The sequence below is a fragment of the Hymenobacter negativus genome, assembly GCF_017571495.1.
Taxonomy (GTDB): Bacteria; Bacteroidota; Bacteroidia; order Cytophagales; family Hymenobacteraceae; genus Hymenobacter; species Hymenobacter negativus.
In genome coordinates this window covers 69,926-87,629 of record NZ_JAGETZ010000019.1, presented here as the reverse complement: position 1 = coordinate 87,629, position 17,704 = coordinate 69,926, and the positions used below count along the sequence as shown (strand labels likewise).

The window sequence follows — 17,704 nt, the reverse complement described above, 5'->3', positions numbered from 1 at the left end:
GCCTTAGTTGGAATGAATATGCTCGACTTCAAACATGCCGGCTGCGTAGTTGTCAGCCACCACGGGCGCCCAGGGGCTGCCACTTTCCACCGAATAGGTGGTCACGAAGTTAACGCTCTGCGCGGCGGTAGCTCCATCAAATAAGCCCAGAACATCCACAGACATGTGGATTTCGGGCGTGTGGCCAGCTTTCACGGGCAGCACGTTGCTGCCGAAGGTAGGTGCCACGGTGCGGGCCACGTTGGTACCGCCAATGTCGAAGGTGAGGGCACGGCCGGTTCCGCCGCCGGCCTGGGGCGACGTGCCGGCCATTTTCAGGAACACGTACTCGTTGCTCCACTCCCAGTACAGGTCATTGCTGTGGTTGAGGCCACCGCTGGTGAAGGTAGCGTTGTTGTGGGCCGCATCCACGCCCACCACGAAGCGGAGGCCGGTGTAGTCGCCCAGCGGCACCTTGTCGATGACGAGGTGCAGCGATGTTGGGGTGGCCGCGTCGATAAGGTAATAGCCGTCGGGCACGGCGTAGGCAGTGCCGTCGGCCCGGGTCAGCGTCAGGTTTGAAATCAGAAACTTAAACTTCGACACCGTGAAGGCCTGGCCATCGGCTTTGTTATAGGTCTGGGTGTTCAGCTGCAGGTCAGTGGTGCCCACCACGGGCTCCATCTCAATGGCGAAGCTGCCGGTGCTGGGCGCCGGCTCTTCGGTTTTCTTGCCGCAGCCGGCCAGCAGTACGGCCAGGGCCGCCGGCTTCAGCTGGTGAAGTAAAGGGTGGTGCATAGGTGATTGGCGGGGGTGATGACACAAGCGCAAACGCGCGGCGCAAGTTCACTGCCGCAGCAGCAAATTGGGAGCCGCGCTGGTGCCTCAACCGCGCAACAATCAGGCCGAAACCGGCCTACACGTCCAGCTCGAAGCTCACAATGGTGCCCTGGCCCAGGCGCGAGTTCACCGAGAGCTGCCCGCCGAGCAGGGCCACGCGGTTGCGCACCCCCGCCAGCCCAATGCCAGTGAGCGGCTGCGTAGCCAGCGTAGCGGCGTCGAAACCGTGCCCGTTGTCTTCCACGCTCACGTAGAGGTGCCCATCCTCGCGGGCTACGTGCACCTCTACCTCAGTGGCTTCGGCGTGCTTCATCACGTTGTTGAGCAGCTCCTGCACCGTGCGGTATACCGTGATTTCGACGGCCGTTGAGAGCCGCTCCCCATCCAGGCCGGCCAGGTGCAGGCGTACGGGCAGATTGGCTGGGGCCAGGCGCTCGGCCAGGGTTTCGAGGGCCGTGCGCAGGCCAAAGTCCTCCAGCACGCCGGGTGTGAGTTCGAAGGAGAGGGTGCGGGTAGTCCGGATGGCTTCGTCCAGCAGCTTGAGGGGGCCGTGGGTACGGGTGGTTTGGCCAGTGCGCTCCAGGCTGAGTTTGGCGGCATAAAGCAGTTGGCCCAGGCCGTTGTGCAGGGCCTCGGCAATGCGCTTGCGCTCCGACTCCTGGGTGGTGAGGATGGCCGAGAGCACGGCCTGCTGCCGGCGCAGGCGCTGCCGCGTGGCCTCCTCAGCCAGGCGATTACGCTCGGTCACGTCGCGCACAATGGCCAGCACGCCGTTGGGCTCCGCCCTATCGTCGGGGCGCAGGGGCACCAGGTGCACATCGTAGTTGCCGGGCCGGTCCTGGAACGGCTGGTTCAGGCGGTCGACCCGCTCGCCGGCCAGGGCCCGGTTTATCAACTCGTGCGCCTCTTTATCTTCTAGGTACGGCAATACCTCAAACAGAGTACGTCCCAGCGCATTGGCCGCCGCCACGCCAAAGCAGCGGGCAGCTTCAGTGTTCCAGGTGTTGATGCGCAGAGTGCGGTCGTAGGCAATAATGCCGTCCACGCTATTATCGAGCAGGCTTTCGATAAACTCTTTGCCTTGCTGAAGCTCCTGCCGGGCGTCGCGCTCGGCCGTGATGTCGCGCCACATGATGTGCACTACCGGCGTGTCGCCGCCCAGCTCGATGGGCGTGAGCGAGGCCTCCAGCCAGATTTCTTCGCCCGATGCCTGGCGCATCAGGGCCTGGCAGCGCTTGGAGCCGTAGCGGAGGGCTTCGGTAATGCTGTCCCGAAACAGGTCGATGGTGCGGCGGCCGTCGGGCTGCCGTTCGGGGGCACAAGACCAGGCCGATTTACCCACCAGCTGCTCGCGGTGGCGAGCGCCCAGCAGGCGCAGGGCGGCGTCGTTGCAGTCCACAAACAGGTGGCCTTGCAGCAGGGCCACGGCGTCGTTGCTCTCGTTGAAGAGCTTACGAAAGCGGGTTTCGCTGGCGGCCAGCGCCGTCACGGCTTCCCGGCGGGTGGTGGCGTCGAGCACGGCCAGGCGGCACTGCGGGCCGGCGGATGTATCCGTCCGCAGGCCTTCCAGCTGGCCGTAGAAGTAGGTGCCGTCGTCGCGCATCATTTGCAGCTCCATGCTCTGGGTGCTTTCGCTGCTGAGCACCCGGGCCAGAAACTGCCCGAACTCCAGGCGCTGGGCCGGGGCCACAAACAGGGCAAAGCGCCGCCCCACCAGCCGCTGCCGCACGGTGCCCAGCTGCTTGCTGGCGCAAAAGTTGAGCTGCTCAATCTGGCCCGTGGCCGACAGCGAGAAGTAGCCCACCGGCGCAAAATCGTAGAGGTCCACGTACTGGGCGCGGGCGGCCTGGGTCTCGCCCTGGGCCAGCAACAGCTCCTCGTACTGCATTTCGAGCTCTATCTGGTGCACTTGCAACTCCTGCACCAGGCGTCGCACTTCCTCGGGGGTGTAGGACTCGGTGGCCTGCGTGACGAGGTGGCGGCGCTTTTCGGCGCGGGCCCGCAGCTCCAGCAGGGCGGCGTGCACGCCGCTGGCGGCGGGCTGCTGGTCGGGTGTGGGAGCGCCGGGGGCGAGATGGTCGGAAGCAGGCATAGCAGGAAGGAGATGGAGCAGCCTTGGCACGGCGCAACGCAAGCCGCCCCGAATATAGGACGTGGTCGATGGAAAAGCCCTTGGCGAAAACCGCTGCCCGCCAGGCTTGGGCTTTCATACGTCACAGCACCCGGCCGGTACTTGGGTTTATTTCAAACGGCCTTTCAGACAACTACACTGGCCCACGGCAATGCGTACGCAGGCGCAGCCATTGAATTTCCGTATTTGCCAAGACGGCAAAATCAGTATTTGTCGCTAGGGCGGCAGACGGCTGTTGAGGAAATTTGTAAGGCAATATTTTCCTGACTTTCTACCATCCACGGCCATGACGTACGACCCCCGCTTCGGCCCAGCGGCCCAGACGCCCCAGCAGCGCGCCTATGTGTTGCGCCAGCTTCAACAGACGTTTCCGCAGCTGGCCGCCCGCGTGCCCGCTCTCACCCAGCAGCTTTTCGACCGCTACGTGGCCGGCGAGCTGACCTGGAGCGACGTACGTCATGCCCTGGATGCCGCTACTTCGCCCGCGCCGAAAGCACCCGTGCGACGGGGCGCGTAGCCCACCCTCCTTTGCTTACATGCGAATAAAACCATTTCATTCCCCTTTGCGCGGCATTGGGCTGGCCACGGTGTGGCACGACCATGCCCGCTGCCCCATTGCCCAAAGCATTGCCCCCGCCGACCAGCTACCCGGCAAAGGCCTTAACCTTCCCCGCTGCCCCTACTGCGCGATGCTGGACCGCTGGCCCACGCCGCCCCCACCCGTTGAGGAGGGGCCGTAGGGCCGGACCGGGGGTGAGACCCAACGTCTGCGCCGCCGTGGCCCCACCAGAACGGCCCCGCCTTACCCCGCCGTTACGTGGGCCACGCCCAGCAGCAGGTGGCCGGTGCGGGCGCCGTGGCTGGTGATGGTGCGGCCGTAGAGCAGCAGCTCGCACGGGCCGGCCGTGGGAAAATCGGCCGTGATGCGGAAATCCTCAAACGGCGGGCTGCCCTGCACCAGGGCTTCTTCCAGGCGCTGGCGCAGGGCGGGCTGCCGCCAGGCGCCACCGTCCAGCTCGCTCAGCAGCTGCCCCCGAATGCTGGTGGCATCCAGCCCAAACAGCTTGGCAAAGGCGCCGCTGCTGGCCAACACGCGCTGCTGGCCGTCGAGCACCAGCAGGGGCTCGCGCATGGTTTCCACAATGCTCTCGGCAAAGCGGGCGCTTTCCTGGAGCTGGACTTCGAGGAGCTTGAGGTCGGTGATGTCGGTGAAGGTGATGACGGCCCCGCTGATGTAGTTGTCGAGGGTGCGGTAGGGCAGAATGCGCATGGCGTACCACTCACCCTGGGTGGTCTGAATGTTGGCCGCCACGGTCACCAGGCGGTCGAGCACCAGCTTCACGTCCTGGGCCAGGTTTTCGTGGCGCAGGGTGTTGGCAAAGTGGGTGATGGGGCGGCCCACGTCGCTCGGCAACAGGCTCACAATGCGGTGCACGGGGGGCGTGAAGCGCTTTATCACCATGTCGTTGTCGAGGAAGATGGTGGCAATTTCCGTGGCATCGAGCAGGTTCTTCATGTCATTGGCAGCCTGGCTCAGCTCCTCGGTTTTGCTCAGGTACTGCATGTTGAGGGTCATCAGCTCCTCGTTCAGGCTCTGCATCTCCTCCTTGTTGGTCATGGCCTCCTCGTTGGTGCTTTGCAGCTCCTCGTTGGCGCTTTGCAGCTCCTCGTTGGTGCTTTTCAGCTCCTCCACGCTGCTTTCCATTTCCTCAATGGTGGTTTGGAGGCGGTGTTTGGTGTACTGCAGCTCCTTTTCCAGGGCCTGCACCGTGGCATCGGGCGCCGGCTCCTTGGTTTTGCCCAGCCGCAGCTTGCGCGAGGTGGGCTGCTCCTCAAACACCACCAGCAGCAGGCCGGCCAACTGCTCGCTCTCCTCCAGCACCCTCACGGTGAGGCGAATGAGCTGCACGCCGTTTTCGAGGCGCAGCTTCACGTTTTCGGCCGTCACGTCCTGCCGTCCCGCAATGGCCTTGTGCACGCTCTCGCTCAGCTCGTAGTTCAGCTCCTCGCGGGCCATGTCGAAAATGTTCATGGCACCCAGGCCGGGGGCCGGCTCCAGGAAGCGGCCGGTGCGGCCGTTCACGTACAGGATTTCGCCCTTGGGGTTGATGACGACAGCGGGCGGGGTGTACTGACGCAGCAGCACGCGCTGCACCAGGGTGGCAAACGCGCCTTCTTTGCGGGAGGAATTGGAAGTCATAGGGCCGGAGGCGGAGGCGGGCGACGGCTGGGTGTGCTGCCGGTTCAGGGAAAAAGGGAAATTGGCGAGCCGGCTCAGCGACGACGGCGTATCGGTGCGGCGCGAAAGCTTCCACTTCACGTCCAGGGGCTGAAACAGGTCCTGAAAGCCGGTAAGGTTTTCGCTCGGGCCCAAAAACAGCAGCCCGCCGGGGTTGATGGCGTAGTGAAACACCGGAATGAGGTTTTTTTGCAGCTCCGCGCTCAGGTAAATGAGCAGGTTGCGGCACACCAGCAGGTCGAGCTTGGTGAAAGGTGCGTCCTTGTTGAGGTCGTGCACGGCAAACACCACTACGTCGCGCACCTCTTTCTTGATGCGGTAGCCCTCCTCGCTTTTCGTGAAGAAGCGGCGCAGGCGCTCGGGGCTCACGTCGGGCACCACATTGTCGGTATACAGGCCGGCGCGGGCAAAGTCGATGCCGTCGGGGTTAATGTCGGTTGCAAAAATCTGGACCTTGAGGTACTTCGTGCGCTCCACGCCATCCAGGCATTCGAGCAGGGTCATGGCCAGGCTGTAGGCTTCCTCGCCCGTCGAGCAGCCCGGGGCCCACACCCGCACGGTGCTGTCGGCGGGTTTCTGGCGCAGCAGGGGCAGCAGGCGCTGCTTGAGGTGGTCGAAGGCCTCGCGGTCCCGGAAAAACTTGGTCACCCCAATCAGCAGTTCTTTAAACAAAGCCTCCACCTCGGGCGGGTTTTCCTGCAGGTAGCGCACGTAGTGCGTGAACTCCCGAATCTGGTGCGAGTTCATGCGCCGCTCAATGCGCCGGAACACCGTGTTGCGTTTGTAAAACGAGAAGTCGTGCCCCGTTTGGGCCCGAATCAGGTGGAAGATTTTTTGGAGGGCGTGCGCGGGCCGGGCGCTGCTCTCGGCCTCTTCGCGGCGCGGGCGTGTACTGGGCTGGCGCACGTACTCAATCAGCTTGTTGGGTAGGTCCGCGGCGGGCAGCACGTAGTCCACAAACTCGGTGGCCATGGCCGAGCGGGGCATCGCGTCGAACTCGGCGCTATCGGGGTCCTGCACCATTACCATCCCAAAGTTCTCCATCACCATTTTCAGGCCCAGCGTGCCATCCGAGCCCAGCCCCGAGCACACCACGCACACGGCGCGGTCGCGCGCATCCTTGGCCAGGCTCTGGAAAAAGAAGTCGATGGGTAGGCGGCGGCCCGGCGGCTGGGTGGGCGCAAAGAGCAGCAGCATGCCGTGCAGAATGCTCATGTCGCGGTTTGGCGGAATCACGTACACCTGGTTGGGGCGCACGCGCAGGCCGTCGGTGGCTTCCCGCACCGGCATGGTTGTGAAGTGCTGCAGCACCTGGGCCAGCTCCGACTCCTGGTCCGGTGCCAGGTGCGACACCACAATGAAGGCCATGCCGCTGTCAGATGGCATGTTCAGAAAGAACTGCTCAAATGCCGCCAACGAGCCCGCCGAGCCCCCCAGCGCCACCACCGGAAACTTATCGTTTTGATGGGCCGTTCGGGCGGCCTCGCGCAGCATGGTTTCGGTAGTGGGTTCGTCGGCATCGCGCGGCATCTCATCGGGGGGAGTGATGGTAAGCCCCGACTCGTCGGTGGCGAGCGGTAAGTCGTTTGGGGTCATTGAGCGGAGATAAAGTCGGGCAGGCGGCCCACCAGCGCGGTGGGGTGGCAAAGCGCAGAATGAGCACAGCGGGTGGCAAAAACCTTGCGTGCAGCCCAAAACAAATTTACCGGAAAACCCTCGGCCCGTTATCTTTCCTTCCCTCTTTACCGTAGAAAAAAGCCTTTCCTTTCCTGTTTCTGATGGCTGCGCCCTCTCACCTCATTGTAGTAGGCACCTCGGCCGGTGGCATGCCGGCACTGGTGCAATTCGTTGCCCTGCTCCCTCCCACGCTGCACGCTGCCGTCCTGGTGGTGCAGCACTTCGCCCCCGACTCCGATGGCCAGCACCTCGTCGACCGCCTGGCCCGCCACACGTCCCTGCCCTGCCGCCTGCCTACCCATGGCGAACCCATCGAAAACGGGACCATCTACCTGGCCCCGCCCGACCGCCACCTGCTGGCCAAAGACGGGTCCACGCCCCACCTGCTGGTGACCAAAGGGCCCCGCGAAAACCACTACCGCCCGTCGGCCGATGCCCTCTTCCGGTCAGCCGCCGTGGCCTTTGGCCCAAACGTGGTCGGCATTGTGCTTACGGGCATGCTGCACGATGGCACCGCCGGCCTGGAGTTTATCAAGCGCTGCGGCGGCATTGCCGTGGTGCAAGACCCCCACGAGGCCGAGTTTCCCAGCATGCCCGAGACGGCCCTCCGCAACGTAGACGTCGACTACGTGGTGCCCCTGAATATGATGGGGCCGCTGCTGGACGAAATCACCCGGGGCACCTCATCCCGGCACCAAAGCTCCATACCCGAAGACCTTAAACAGGAGGCCGCTATTGCGGAAAGAGTCGTGGGAACAACCGAAGAAGTATCCAAGCTAGGCACCCCGGTGGCCCTCACCTGCCCCGACTGCGGCGGCAACCTCTGGGAAGTGAAAGAAGGCCGGGTACTGCGCTTTCGCTGCCACACCGGCCACGCCTTCACCGCCGATTCGTTGCTGCTCAGTTCCGAGCAGAGCCTGGAGGAAACCCTCTGGGTGGCCCTGCGCATGATGGAGGAGCGCAAAAACCTACTCACCAGCATGGCCGTGCGCGGCGAAGGGCTTTACTCGGTGCAGCAGGAAGAGCGGCTGGAAGAAATCAAAAAGCACATCAACCGCCTGCGTGAGTTCCTGCTCAACGGCAGCAATGGCAGCGCCAGTCCCAAACTATAGAGCTAACTGATTTCCGACTGCAACCGAGCCCTCCCGGGCCAACACTGGGTTGGGCGGGCCCTGAACTATTAATTCCGCTGTGGTGGATTAAAGTTGGCTAGGCTATCTCGCGCCAGTTCGTTTGCCGGGCTGCATCAAGCAAGGTGGGCACAATGCAGGGGGCCGGGCCCAGTTCCTGCTCCAGCAGCTCTTTGCGCACCCGCTCGGGCACGTGCACCAGCACCAGCTGGGCATGCTTTTCCTGCAGCTGGTAATGAGAATTCCACAGCAGCCGAATGGCCTCGCTGGACAAGGACTTTAACATGCCACAATCAACCCACACGGCGGGCTTGCCACTGCGTTGCGCGCATTTCAGCCAGTGCGCCAGCCCGGTTTCCGGGCCGCCTTCACGGCCGGGGGCCAGAATAAGCAGGTAGCTCTCAGGCAGCAATTCGTGGTACACAACTGTCATACGCGTTGATATTTTAGGTAGAACCGAGGCCACAATGGCGTTAGGAAGTCAGAGAGCAAGGCCTAAAAAAGGCGTTGTGGACGGCGGCTATACAAAGGTCGAAAGCATATTTTGTAGAGCAATAGTGAAAAATACTGGTTGTTTAAGTGGAAAATACTTAAAAATTTAATACTATTAATTCCAATTATTCAAAATCATCTCCCAATTAGCTGCCAAACACATTCTTCCTCGTCCTATAGTATATTCAGTTACCTATCAATCAACCTAATACATTCATATCATTGATATAATATTGGTAAAAAAATACACACTTTTCAAAATACGAGGCATTCAGTATTTTCTAAGGTTCAAAACAGCTCTCTCCATCGGCTAGCCTGCGCCTGCGAAGCCTTCATCCCCGTTGCGCCCGTTGAAGCGCAGCCTTTCCTAGTTGGGATAGCCGGAGTGCCAACCGCCGCTTGTGCAAAAGACTCACTCGGGCCGCGGCCCGGCAATCCGAGCGGGCCTTGGTTTTCACATCCGCACTAGCCCGGATAGAGCGACTTCAATCATCGCTCCGACTTATACGTCTGGCTATACTGACTTGTGAAATATTGCTACTTTGCGGTCAGTCATCTCATTTCTAACCCTTTTCCCGTTTTCAATATGAGTCCTTCCGTACGCAACATCATTGCCTGGATTTTACAGGCGCTTCTGGCCGCAGCCTTCATCATGTCGGGCTTTATGAAGCTCAAGGACATCGGCAAAACCGTGGAGATGTTTGGCAGCATGGGCCTGCCGGCCGTGGTGACCTACTTGGTGGCTGGCGGCGAGTTGCTGGGCGGTATCGGGCTGCTGATTCCGCGCACGGTGCGCCCGGCGGCGCTGGGCCTCATCATCATTATGATTGGGGCGGTAGTGATACACGCCACCAAAATCCCGGAATTCATTCCGAAGGGCTTGCCGGCACTGGTGCTGCTGGCGTTGCTGGTGGTGGTGTACCTGCTGCGCCGGCCCGGCACGCGGCTAGCCTAGCGGCGTGGCCATCTTGTTTCCCTGCGCCCCGGGCCCGGCACTGCATTGGTGCCGGGCCCGAACCATTAGGGCCTAAGCGGGTTGCTAGAACCCCGGCCTGTGGCCCTGTCTTTCTGATTTATGAAAATTCTCTATAGCTACCTGCGCAACTATTGGCCGCTGCTGGTGCTGGCCTTGGTGCTGGCCGCCGTCAACCAAATATTCTCGCTGCTCGACCCCTACCTTTTCCGCCGGCTGGTGGACCATTTTGTGCCCCGCAACAGTAATGTGATGGGTTTGCAGCTGGTACCATTCTGGCCGTTTTTCCGGGAAGCCATTCCCTACATCGGCATGATGCTGGGCGTGGCCATGGTGTCGCGCATTGCCAAAAATTTCCAGGACTACTACGTCAACGTCATCACCCAGCGGCTGGGCGCCAAGATGTATTCCGATGGCCTGCGCCATTCGCTGGAGCTGCCTTACCAGGTGTTTGAGGACCAGCGCTCGGGCGAGACGCTGGGCAAGCTCCAAAAGGTGCGCATCGACGTGGAAAAGCTCATTCAGAGCTTCGTGAACGTGGTGTTTACGGCGCTGGTGGGCATCACCTTCGTGATGTGGTACGCCATCACAGTGTATTGGCCCATTGCGGTGGGCTACTTCCTCACCATTCCGCTGCTAGGTATTCTGAGCTTTTTGCTGAGCAAGCGCATCAAGGTCATCCAGAAGACCATTGTGGCCGAAACCACGGCCCTGGCCGGCTCCACCACCGAAAGCCTGCGCAACATCGAGCTGATTAAGAGCCTGGGCCTGGCCCAGCAGGAAACCGAGCGTCTGAACGGCATCACCAGCAAAATCCTGAAGCTGGAACTGCGCAAGGTGCGCTACCTGCGCTCGCTGAGTTTTGTGCAGGGCACGTTCGTGAACTTGCTGCGCAATGTCATCATCCTGCTCCTGCTGTATCTGCGGGTGCAGAACCACATCAGCCTGGGCGAATTCTTCTCGTTCTTCATCTACTCCTTCTCCATCTTCGGACCGTTGCAGGAATTGGGAGCCATCATCGGGATTTACCGCGAAACGGAGATTTCACTGGGCAACTTCCAGACCATTCTCGACACGCCGAAGGACGTGAAACCGGCGCAGCCCAAGTCGGTGGCGCACATCGAAAACCTGGCCTTCGACCACGTCAGCTTCAAGCACCTCACGGCGAACAACAACGCCCTGACCAACATCAGCTTCACCACCAAGTTGGGTGAAACCATTGCCTTTGTGGGTCCGTCCGGCTCGGGCAAAACCACGCTGGTGAAGCTGCTGGTGGGCCTCTACCCACCCCTGGCGGGCCAGATTCGCTACAACGGCATTCCCGGCAATGAAATCGACCTGGATGAGCTGCGCGAGCAAATCGGCTTCGTGACGCAGGATACTCAGCTGTTTGCCGGTACCATCCGCGAAAACCTGCAGTTCGTAGCGCCCCAGGCCACCGATGAGGAATGCCTGCTGGCCCTGCGCCAAGCCGCGGCCGACACCCTGCTGGCCCGCGCCCCGCTGGGCCTCGACACGGTGATTGGCGAGGGCGGCGTGAAGGTGAGCGGCGGTGAAAAGCAGCGCCTCAGCATTGCCCGCGCCCTGCTACGCAAGCCCACCCTCATGGTGTTCGACGAGGCTACGTCGGCCCTGGATTCGCTCACTGAGGAGGAAATTGGCAAGACGGTGCGGCAGCTTTCGGGCTCGCGCCAGCACATGACCATCCTCATTGCTCACCGCCTGAGCACCATCCTGCACGCCGACCGCATTTTCGTGCTCGAGCGTGGCCATATTGCCGAACAGGGCGGCCACGCCGAGCTGCTGGCCCAAAAAGGCCTGTACTACGCCATGTGGCGCCAGCAAATTGGCGAGCGCAAGGAGGACGCGGTGACCAGTGCCGTGGCCGTTTAGACTTGGGCTGGCAAAACTCATCTATTTTGTAGCCCATGCTCGACCGCCGCCTTTGGCACAGCGCTGTCTTTCGCTCTGGTCTAGCCCGAACCTGTTAAAACAGCTCTGCCGAGTACTCCAGTCTGTTGAGGAGTGCTTGGCAGAGTTCTTTTTTGGTATCCGGCCGTTGCCGCAGGGCTCGGTAGCGTTCTGTTAGAGTATCCGGTAACGGCCGCACCACGTAGAAGAACTCTTTTGAGGGTATGATGGCGATTGAGGCCATCTGCCTCACTGTATTGCAATAAAACCATCGGAGTAAGATGCTCCGCTATGCCTCCATTCAGCCGCCAAAGCACCACCAACCCATGGGCCTATTCGATTTTCTGAAGCCAACAGCGCCCCCCACTCCTGCCCCCGCTGCCCCGGCAGAAGCCGCCGAGCCTTATCTGGGTGATTTGGCGAAGACCAATGAATTGTATCACTTGGTTGCGGTGCCGAAGCCGGAACGGGACGAGGCTTGGGATGCCGCTTTTCTGGCCAACGTATCGGCGGCCAGCTTCCGGTGCGGCAGCCCGCAAATCATCCAGGGGCCGGACGGGTTTCCGTATTTCCAGCTCTTTCTGCCAGAGCCGGGCGTCGGCTTTCAGTGCTATGTCATCGAGCGGATGAAGGATGATTTTCTACTGGAAAGAGGTCTGGGCGTGGTTATCAACCCCACCCCGGCGGGGCCCGACTGGGTACTCTCGTACGGCGATATCGTCAACTTCGCGCTGAATCAGGAATTTTACACCACCGAAGAGACACCGTTTTCCAAAGAGCTCAGCGACGAGCTGATTGAAGGCGAAGAGCAGGTGATGGTGGGGCAGCCCAACGAAACGCTGCTCCCGCAGGCGACGCGCAACGTCCTGCGCGAATACCTGCAGAACAACGGCATTGCCACCCCCAAAATAGTCCTGCTGATGCGCCACCGGACCAATGGAGCCGGCATTTCGCAGGACCTGGTGTTCAACATCACCCCGCACGACTTTGGCAACGAAACGCTCTACCGAAGCGTGATGCAGCAAATCGGCTGGTTTTTGCCCCGGCATTATTCCTTCGTGGGCATGCATGAGGAAGCCCTGCCCGACAGCTTCCTGCCATTGTAACAAATGGTGTGGCAGATGAGGCGGGCGGCTACCGCTTCTCTAGCCGGGCCCAGCGCACGGTGGTGCCATCGGTCCATTTGGCTTGGTAGAGGCCAGCAGGCAGGCTGCTCACGTCCACCTCGCTGTTGCCGGCGGGCAGTCCAAATTGGCCGGCTTCACGCCCCACAGCATCATACAGCACCAGGCGACCTACTCCGGCAAGGCCCTGCACCTGCAGGCGATTTTCGGCGGGGTTGGGATACAGGGACAAGCCGGTTTGCGGGCCCGAAACGGCCACTACGGGCGAATAGACCACGGTTCCATCCTGGTCGACCTGGCGCAGGCGGTAGTAGCGCGTACCCATGAGTGAGCGCGCATCGGTAGTGGTATACTGGCGGGCGCTGCTGCTACTTCCAGCTGCAGGCAGGCGCACTACTTCCGGCCAGGTAACTACCGCAGCGTCGTGGGTTTCGACGGCGAAGTAGGCGCTGTTCTTTTCCTGGGCCGTGGCCCAGGTAAGCACCGTGCCGCGCCCAGCCTCGTAATGTGCCTCAAAGGTTAGTAGCTCGACGGGCAGGGCGGTGCAGCGGGTGGGCACGGCGGTAGCCACTGGTGCGGGGTCGCCGCAGGGGTTGCTGAGGCTGTAGGTGAATACATCCTGCGCCCCGGCCGCATCGGAAGCCGTGCTCAGGGTACGCTTCGCCTGGCCATTGGTGAGGGCAAAATGCATCACAGCCGTGACGTCGATGATGTGCGTGAGCTGCGTACCATGCCCCTGCTCATGCAAGGCCACGCTCTCAAAGTCATATTGCGCGCTGCTGGGCGCGGCCGGGCCAAACTGCCAAGTGGTGCCGGCCGTGGGAATGGGCCGAAACGTATAGTCGGTTTCGTCCAGCGAGAACTGCGCCGCACCGCCCACAAAACAGCCCGAATAATACGAGTTGGTGACGCCCAGCACGCCCGCGCTCAGCGTGCCAAACCGCACGGCGTTGGTACCGTCATTGGTGGTGGCTTCGGGCGCGGCCGTGCTGGTGTTCACCACGCGGCGCAGGCGGGTGGCGCACTCCCATGTGGCCAGAGCCCGCTCGAAGGCGGCCGGCGCACCGGCCACCGCCGTGAAGCTGGGGCTGTATTGCAGGGTGTAGCCGCCTGCCCCGTCCTGGTTGATGAGCCTGGGCCGGTTGATGACCGCGCCATTGGCCAGGTTGCTCAGGGCATACACCACGGTGAGGCGGGTGGGGCTGGTTCCGGTTTCGCTGGTGTTGTTCACCACCCGGAAATTACCCGTGCCGGCCACGCCGCCAGTCGTGCTGTTAAGCGAAGGCACCCGCACCTGAATCTGAGTGTCGCTCCAGGTCAGGTAGTCGGTCGAATTGGCGCTGACGAAGCTGCTGCCGCCGTTGTCGCCGTTGGGAAAATCGACGTGGCCGTTGCCCTGCGTAACTCCAAAATTGGAGCCGTTGATGGTAAGCACATCGCCCCTACCCGCCGAAAGCTGGCTGGGCGAAAAGCCGCTAACAACCGGCTGCGCCTGGGGCCGCGCCGCCACCACGGGCGCGGCCAAGGCGGTATTGGCCAGCACCACGCGTCGGGGCTGCCCAACGGCTCCTTCCACCGCCGGATACAAGTTGCCCGCAATGGACGCGTAGCGGCCAAAGGGCTCCGACGCCGAGCGGTCCGTCAAGTCGTATTGCACCCAGCCCTGCGGACCGGTCACCAGCCGGTAGGCACCGGGCAACGCGGGGTCGGGCTCTAGTAAAAACAAGCCCTGCTGCTTGGGTTTGAGGGCTACGCTGGTGCTCACCACCTCACGGCGCAAGCCCAGCGTACCACCAGCATCGGCCAGCCGCAGCCGCGCCGGCACCGTACCCCGAAATACTTTGTAAACGGTCAATTCGCTGAGCGTATAGAGGTGGCCACCCGTTGCCAGTACTTCCTGCGCGCCCACGCCAGCCTCCACAATCAGCGAAGCACCTGCTACCCGCTCGGTCAGTGACACGGGCACCAGCATGCAGGTTTCCTGCGCCCGTAGCGGCTGCATTGCGGCAAGCAGCAGGGCCACCAAACTCCACCGAAGCACCGTGCTCCGACCATTCGTGTACAAGTCACGCATTATTTATTTGCAGAAAAAGTTTTACTGCAAAGGTAGTCCGGTCATCCTGCGCCGCGCTCAGAATGACCGGAGTTCAAACGACCGCTCCGCCATCATTCAATCACCTGCGCCTTGGGGTCGAAATCCGGCTTGGGTGGCTGCGGGTCCATGTCTTCCAGTGCCGCCACCACTATTTCGCTGATGGCCAGGTCGCGGGCCCATTTTTCATTGGCAGGTATCACAAACCAGGGCGCATCGCCGGACGAGCAGTGGCGCATGGCCGCTTCGTAGGCATCCTGGTAGTCGTCCCAGTAAGCGCGCTCCTTGAGGTCGTTGGGGTCAAATTTCCAGTTTTTGGCGGGGTCATCGAGGCGGGCCTGCAGGCGCTTGGCTTGCTCGTCCTTCGAAATGTGCAGGAAGAATTTGAGGATGCGCGTGCCGCTGTTCATCAGCAGCTGCTCAAAGTTGTTGATGTCCTCGTAGTGCTGCTTGCAGGTTTTCTCATCTATCAGGCCGTGCACGCGGGTGATGAGTACATCCTCGTAGTGCGAGCGGTTGAACACCGTGATGTGGCCGTGCTTGGGCGCCTGGGCATGAATGCGCCACAGAAAGTCATGGTCCAATTCCTCTTTCGAAGGTGCCTTGAACGAAGCCACCAGCACCCCGGCCGGGTTCACGCCCGTGAGCAGGTTCTCGATGGCGCCGTCCTTGCCCCCCGTATCCATGGCCTGCAGCACGATGAGCAAGCTGCGCTTGTGCTCGGCGTACAGCAGCTCCTGCAGCTCGCTCAGGCGCTGGCGCAGCGCCAGCAGGCGCGGCGTGGCTTCGTCGCGGTCGTCGGGGTGGTGGGCGAAGGGTTTGGTATCGTCGGGGTCCACATCGGCCAGGCGAAAAGACTTGCCCTTGACATACACAGCGGGCGTTTTGGGGAGCTTGAATTTCATGAAATAAAGGCGAGAAAACGGTGATGCGGAGTGTACGAAAAGGAAGGCTTATCAGCTAAGGCCTCGTGTCACGCGGCTCATTACCGCCCGCCCCCCACCGCCCGCGCAATGCCAAAGGCCGCCGCCGCCGCCAGCGCCCCTACCACGGCCATTTTGAGCGCACCCGCCACCGGTGGCTGCCCGGTCATGCGGCTTTTGAAATACCCAAACACCAGCAAACACACCAGCGTAATGGCCGCCGACCACACCAACCCTTGCGCCGGCGTACTGGTCACGAAATAGGCACTGAGCGGAATCAGCCCGCCTACCGCGTAGGCCGAGCTGATGGTAACCGCACTTTTGGGGGCCTGCCTCGGGTCGGGCTCTTCCAGGCCCAGCTCATACTTCATCATGAATTTCACCCACTGCTCGGGGTCGGCGGTGAGCTCGGCCACGGCCAGGCGGCGGGTTTCGGCCGAGAGGCCCATGTCAGCCAGCAGCTCGTCTACCTCGGCCCGCTCAATGTCGGGCACTTCGCGTACTTCGCGGCGCTCACGGGTCTGCTCGGCTTCGTAGTGCTCCACTTCGGTGCGGCCGGCCAGGTAGCCGCCCAGGCCCATGGCAATGCTGCCCGCCACTATTTCGGCCAGCCCCGCCGTTATCACCAGCCCAGACGATGCCACGGCTCCGCTTAGCCCCGCCGCCAGAGCAAACGGCACGGTTAAGCCATCGGACAGGCCAATTACGATGTCCTGCAACATGGCCGAGCTGGTCATGTGGTGCTCCGGATGCAGGTCGCGGGGCAGTTCAGTAGTGGTGGTAGGTTCGGTCATTGGCGAAATTTACGGCAGGGGGCTTAACCCCGCAGGGTGCTTTACGTACGCAGAAATAGATTTTTTGCCGTTGATTTGCTTCGGTTGTTTCTCCTCACCTCACTCGTTTTCATCGTTATGGCATCTTCCGCCAAAGCCGCCGCGCCCAAAGCCGCAGCACCCAAAAAAGCCGCTGCTCCTGCCGCTAAAAAAGCCAGCGCCGCCGACACCGGCAAAGGCGCCGGCACCAACGCCGCCGTTGATATTCAGCCCGTTCTCAACCAACAAAACAATGCCCCCGCGCCCACGCAGCGCTACGGCACCGTGAGCCAGCGCCTGCCCATCGGCCTCGATGAAAGCACCCGCCAGGAAAGTGTAACCGGCCTCAACCAACTGCTGGCCGACACCATCACGCTGCGCGACATGTACAAAAAACACCATTGGCAGGTAGTTGGCCCCACTTTTTACCAACTGCACCTGCTCTACGACAAGCACTACGAAGAGCAGTCGACCCTGGTTGATGCCATTGCCGAGCGCATCCAGATTCTGGGTGGCGTAGCCGTAGCCATGGCCCATGACGTAGCCGAACTCAGCAGCATCCCTCGCGTCCCCCGCGACCGTGAGGAAGCCCCCGTGCAAGTGTCGCGCCTGCTCGACGGTCATCAGCGCCTGCTGAAAAACTGCCACGACTACGCCGACAAAGCCGACGAAAGCGGCGACGATGGCACCAACGACCTCATCGTGAGCCAGCTCATCCGCACCAATGAGATGCAGGTGTGGTTTGTATCGGAGCACGTAGTAGATTCGCCCCTCATCAAGGCTGAGTAAAAGGTACCTGTCATCCTGAACGCAGTGAAGGACCTTCGCACGCAAAAACCAATGGTTCTTGCGTGCGAAGGTCCTTCACTGCGTTCAGGATGACAGAATGCTCATTTATTCTGCGTGAGCCGCCAGCTTCTCACTGTGGTTGTCCTCGGCCTCTTCCACGGTGTGGGTTTTGCCGAGGTCATTGTCTTTTTTAGCTAATTCGGCCAGCACGCAGTAGAAATCGTGCAGGGTTTTTATTTCTTCTTCGGAGAAATCCTGGGCGTTGATGAGGCGGTTGCTGGCGCCTTGCGTAGCTGCCAGCAACTCATTTAGCTTCAGGTGTAGCACCAGCGAATCCTTGTTCTGAGCCCGCTGAATTAGAAAAACCATCAAAAATGTGATGATGGTAGTACCCGTGTTGATGACCAGCTGCCAGGTCTCAGAGTAGTGAAACAGCGGACCCGTAATGGCCCACACCACAACCAGCGCCGTTGCCGACACGAAGGCCGCCGTAGAGCCCGAAAACTTGGTAATGCTCTCGGCCATGCGGCCAAAAAGAGAGCTGGAATCGGGTTTCGGGGAGGAATTCATGGGGCAAAATCAAAGTAAAAAC

15 protein-coding genes are annotated in these 17,704 nt (G+C 61.4%); 7 read left to right on the top strand and 8 right to left on the bottom strand.

The genetic code is table 11. The features are described from left to right. Positions 1-3 precede the first annotated feature (3 nt). Positions 4-777, bottom strand: coding sequence for an MbnP family protein (locus J4E00_RS26760; protein ID WP_208178418.1), 774 nt, complete (start codon positions 775-777; stop codon positions 4-6). A 118-nt stretch (positions 778-895) separates the two neighbouring features. Next, positions 896-2,911, bottom strand: coding sequence for a PAS domain S-box protein (locus J4E00_RS26755; RefSeq protein WP_208178417.1), 2,016 nt, complete (start codon positions 2,909-2,911; stop codon positions 896-898). A gap of 325 nt (positions 2,912-3,236) precedes the next feature. Between J4E00_RS26755 and J4E00_RS26750 the strand changes: the two genes are divergently transcribed. Together J4E00_RS26750 and J4E00_RS26745 are read left to right on the top strand one after the other, a co-directional pair. Continuing rightward, the gene (locus tag J4E00_RS26750) at positions 3,237-3,467 is read left to right on the top strand and encodes a hypothetical protein (RefSeq protein ID WP_208178416.1); all 231 of its coding nucleotides are present in this window, start codon (positions 3,237-3,239) and stop codon (positions 3,465-3,467) included. A gap of 19 nt (positions 3,468-3,486) precedes the next feature. Then, entirely contained in the window at positions 3,487-3,690 is a 204-nt protein-coding gene (locus J4E00_RS26745; protein ID WP_208178415.1) for a hypothetical protein, read from the top strand. Positions 3,691-3,752: 62 nt separating this feature from the next. Here the strand turns inward: J4E00_RS26745 and J4E00_RS26740 are convergent, their stop codons facing one another. Then, on the bottom strand, positions 3,753-6,785 hold the full coding sequence (locus J4E00_RS26740) for a CheR family methyltransferase (RefSeq protein WP_208178414.1): 3,033 nt from the start codon (positions 6,783-6,785) through the stop codon (positions 3,753-3,755). 182 nt (positions 6,786-6,967) lie between these two features. Here J4E00_RS26740 and J4E00_RS26735 point away from each other — a divergent pair, with 182 nt between their 5' ends. Continuing rightward, complete coding sequence (locus J4E00_RS26735) at positions 6,968-7,978, top strand: chemotaxis protein CheB (protein ID WP_208178413.1); 1,011 nt, start codon at positions 6,968-6,970, stop codon at positions 7,976-7,978. 97 nt (positions 7,979-8,075) lie between these two features. Here the strand turns inward: J4E00_RS26735 and J4E00_RS26730 are convergent, their stop codons facing one another. Beyond that, a complete protein-coding gene (locus tag J4E00_RS26730) occupies positions 8,076-8,429 on the bottom strand; it encodes a hypothetical protein (RefSeq protein ID WP_208178412.1) in 354 nt (117 codons plus the stop codon). A 645-nt stretch (positions 8,430-9,074) separates the two neighbouring features. Between J4E00_RS26730 and J4E00_RS26725 the strand changes: the two genes are divergently transcribed. The 3 genes from J4E00_RS26725 to J4E00_RS26715 all read left to right on the top strand — a co-directional run bounded on the left by J4E00_RS26725 (position 9,075) and on the right by J4E00_RS26715 (position 12,478). After that, positions 9,075-9,443, top strand: coding sequence for a DoxX family protein (locus J4E00_RS26725; protein WP_208178411.1), 369 nt, complete (start codon positions 9,075-9,077; stop codon positions 9,441-9,443). A gap of 120 nt (positions 9,444-9,563) precedes the next feature. Continuing rightward, the gene (locus J4E00_RS26720) at positions 9,564-11,354 is read left to right on the top strand and encodes an ABC transporter ATP-binding protein (RefSeq protein WP_208178410.1); all 1,791 of its coding nucleotides are present in this window, start codon (positions 9,564-9,566) and stop codon (positions 11,352-11,354) included. A gap of 344 nt (positions 11,355-11,698) precedes the next feature. Further along, positions 11,699-12,478 carry a hypothetical protein gene (locus tag J4E00_RS26715; RefSeq protein ID WP_208178409.1) on the top strand — a complete coding sequence of 260 codons (780 nt, stop codon included), beginning with the start codon at positions 11,699-11,701 and terminating at the stop codon, positions 12,476-12,478. A gap of 28 nt (positions 12,479-12,506) precedes the next feature. Here J4E00_RS26715 and J4E00_RS26710 read toward each other — a convergent pair whose 3' ends face one another. The 3 genes from J4E00_RS26710 to J4E00_RS26700 all read right to left on the bottom strand — a co-directional run bounded on the left by J4E00_RS26710 (position 12,507) and on the right by J4E00_RS26700 (position 16,305). After that, on the bottom strand, positions 12,507-14,570 hold the full coding sequence (locus J4E00_RS26710) for an IPT/TIG domain-containing protein (protein ID WP_208178408.1): 2,064 nt from the start codon (positions 14,568-14,570) through the stop codon (positions 12,507-12,509). 92 nt (positions 14,571-14,662) lie between these two features. After that, positions 14,663-15,493, bottom strand: coding sequence for a polyphosphate kinase 2 family protein (locus J4E00_RS26705; protein WP_208178407.1), 831 nt, complete (start codon positions 15,491-15,493; stop codon positions 14,663-14,665). 80 nt (positions 15,494-15,573) lie between these two features. Further along, entirely contained in the window at positions 15,574-16,305 is a 732-nt protein-coding gene (locus J4E00_RS26700) for a VIT1/CCC1 transporter family protein (RefSeq protein WP_208178406.1), read from the bottom strand. Between the two features lie 117 nt (positions 16,306-16,422). Here J4E00_RS26700 and J4E00_RS26695 point away from each other — a divergent pair, with 117 nt between their 5' ends. Then, entirely contained in the window at positions 16,423-17,112 is a 690-nt protein-coding gene (locus J4E00_RS26695; protein ID WP_208178405.1) for a Dps family protein, read from the top strand. A gap of 105 nt (positions 17,113-17,217) precedes the next feature. Here J4E00_RS26695 and J4E00_RS26690 read toward each other — a convergent pair whose 3' ends face one another. After that, positions 17,218-17,682: a low affinity iron permease family protein gene (locus J4E00_RS26690; protein ID WP_208178404.1), complete on the bottom strand. Its 465-nt coding sequence runs from the start codon at positions 17,680-17,682 to the stop codon at positions 17,218-17,220. Positions 17,683-17,704: the final 22 nt, after the last annotated feature.

Bases quoted from the DNA above. Each gene is read 5' to 3' on its own strand.
- J4E00_RS26760 (WP_208178418.1), bottom strand. From the start codon at position 777: ATGCACCACCCTTTACTTCACCAGCTGAAGCCGGCGGCCCTGGCCGTA.
- J4E00_RS26755 (WP_208178417.1), bottom strand. From the start codon at position 2,911: ATGCCTGCTTCCGACCATCTCGCCCCCGGCGCTCCCACACCCGACCAG.
- J4E00_RS26750 (WP_208178416.1), top strand. From the start codon at position 3,237: ATGACGTACGACCCCCGCTTCGGCCCAGCGGCCCAGACGCCCCAGCAG.
- J4E00_RS26745 (WP_208178415.1), top strand. From the start codon at position 3,487: ATGCGAATAAAACCATTTCATTCCCCTTTGCGCGGCATTGGGCTGGCC.
- J4E00_RS26740 (WP_208178414.1), bottom strand. From the start codon at position 6,785: ATGACCCCAAACGACTTACCGCTCGCCACCGACGAGTCGGGGCTTACC.
- J4E00_RS26735 (WP_208178413.1), top strand. From the start codon at position 6,968: ATGGCTGCGCCCTCTCACCTCATTGTAGTAGGCACCTCGGCCGGTGGC.
- J4E00_RS26730 (WP_208178412.1), bottom strand. From the start codon at position 8,429: ATGACAGTTGTGTACCACGAATTGCTGCCTGAGAGCTACCTGCTTATT.
- J4E00_RS26725 (WP_208178411.1), top strand. From the start codon at position 9,075: ATGAGTCCTTCCGTACGCAACATCATTGCCTGGATTTTACAGGCGCTT.
- J4E00_RS26720 (WP_208178410.1), top strand. From the start codon at position 9,564: ATGAAAATTCTCTATAGCTACCTGCGCAACTATTGGCCGCTGCTGGTG.
- J4E00_RS26715 (WP_208178409.1), top strand. From the start codon at position 11,699: ATGGGCCTATTCGATTTTCTGAAGCCAACAGCGCCCCCCACTCCTGCC.
- J4E00_RS26710 (WP_208178408.1), bottom strand. From the start codon at position 14,570: ATGCGTGACTTGTACACGAATGGTCGGAGCACGGTGCTTCGGTGGAGT.
- J4E00_RS26705 (WP_208178407.1), bottom strand. From the start codon at position 15,493: ATGAAATTCAAGCTCCCCAAAACGCCCGCTGTGTATGTCAAGGGCAAG.
- J4E00_RS26700 (WP_208178406.1), bottom strand. From the start codon at position 16,305: ATGACCGAACCTACCACCACTACTGAACTGCCCCGCGACCTGCATCCG.
- J4E00_RS26695 (WP_208178405.1), top strand. From the start codon at position 16,423: ATGGCATCTTCCGCCAAAGCCGCCGCGCCCAAAGCCGCAGCACCCAAA.
- J4E00_RS26690 (WP_208178404.1), bottom strand. From the start codon at position 17,682: ATGAATTCCTCCCCGAAACCCGATTCCAGCTCTCTTTTTGGCCGCATG.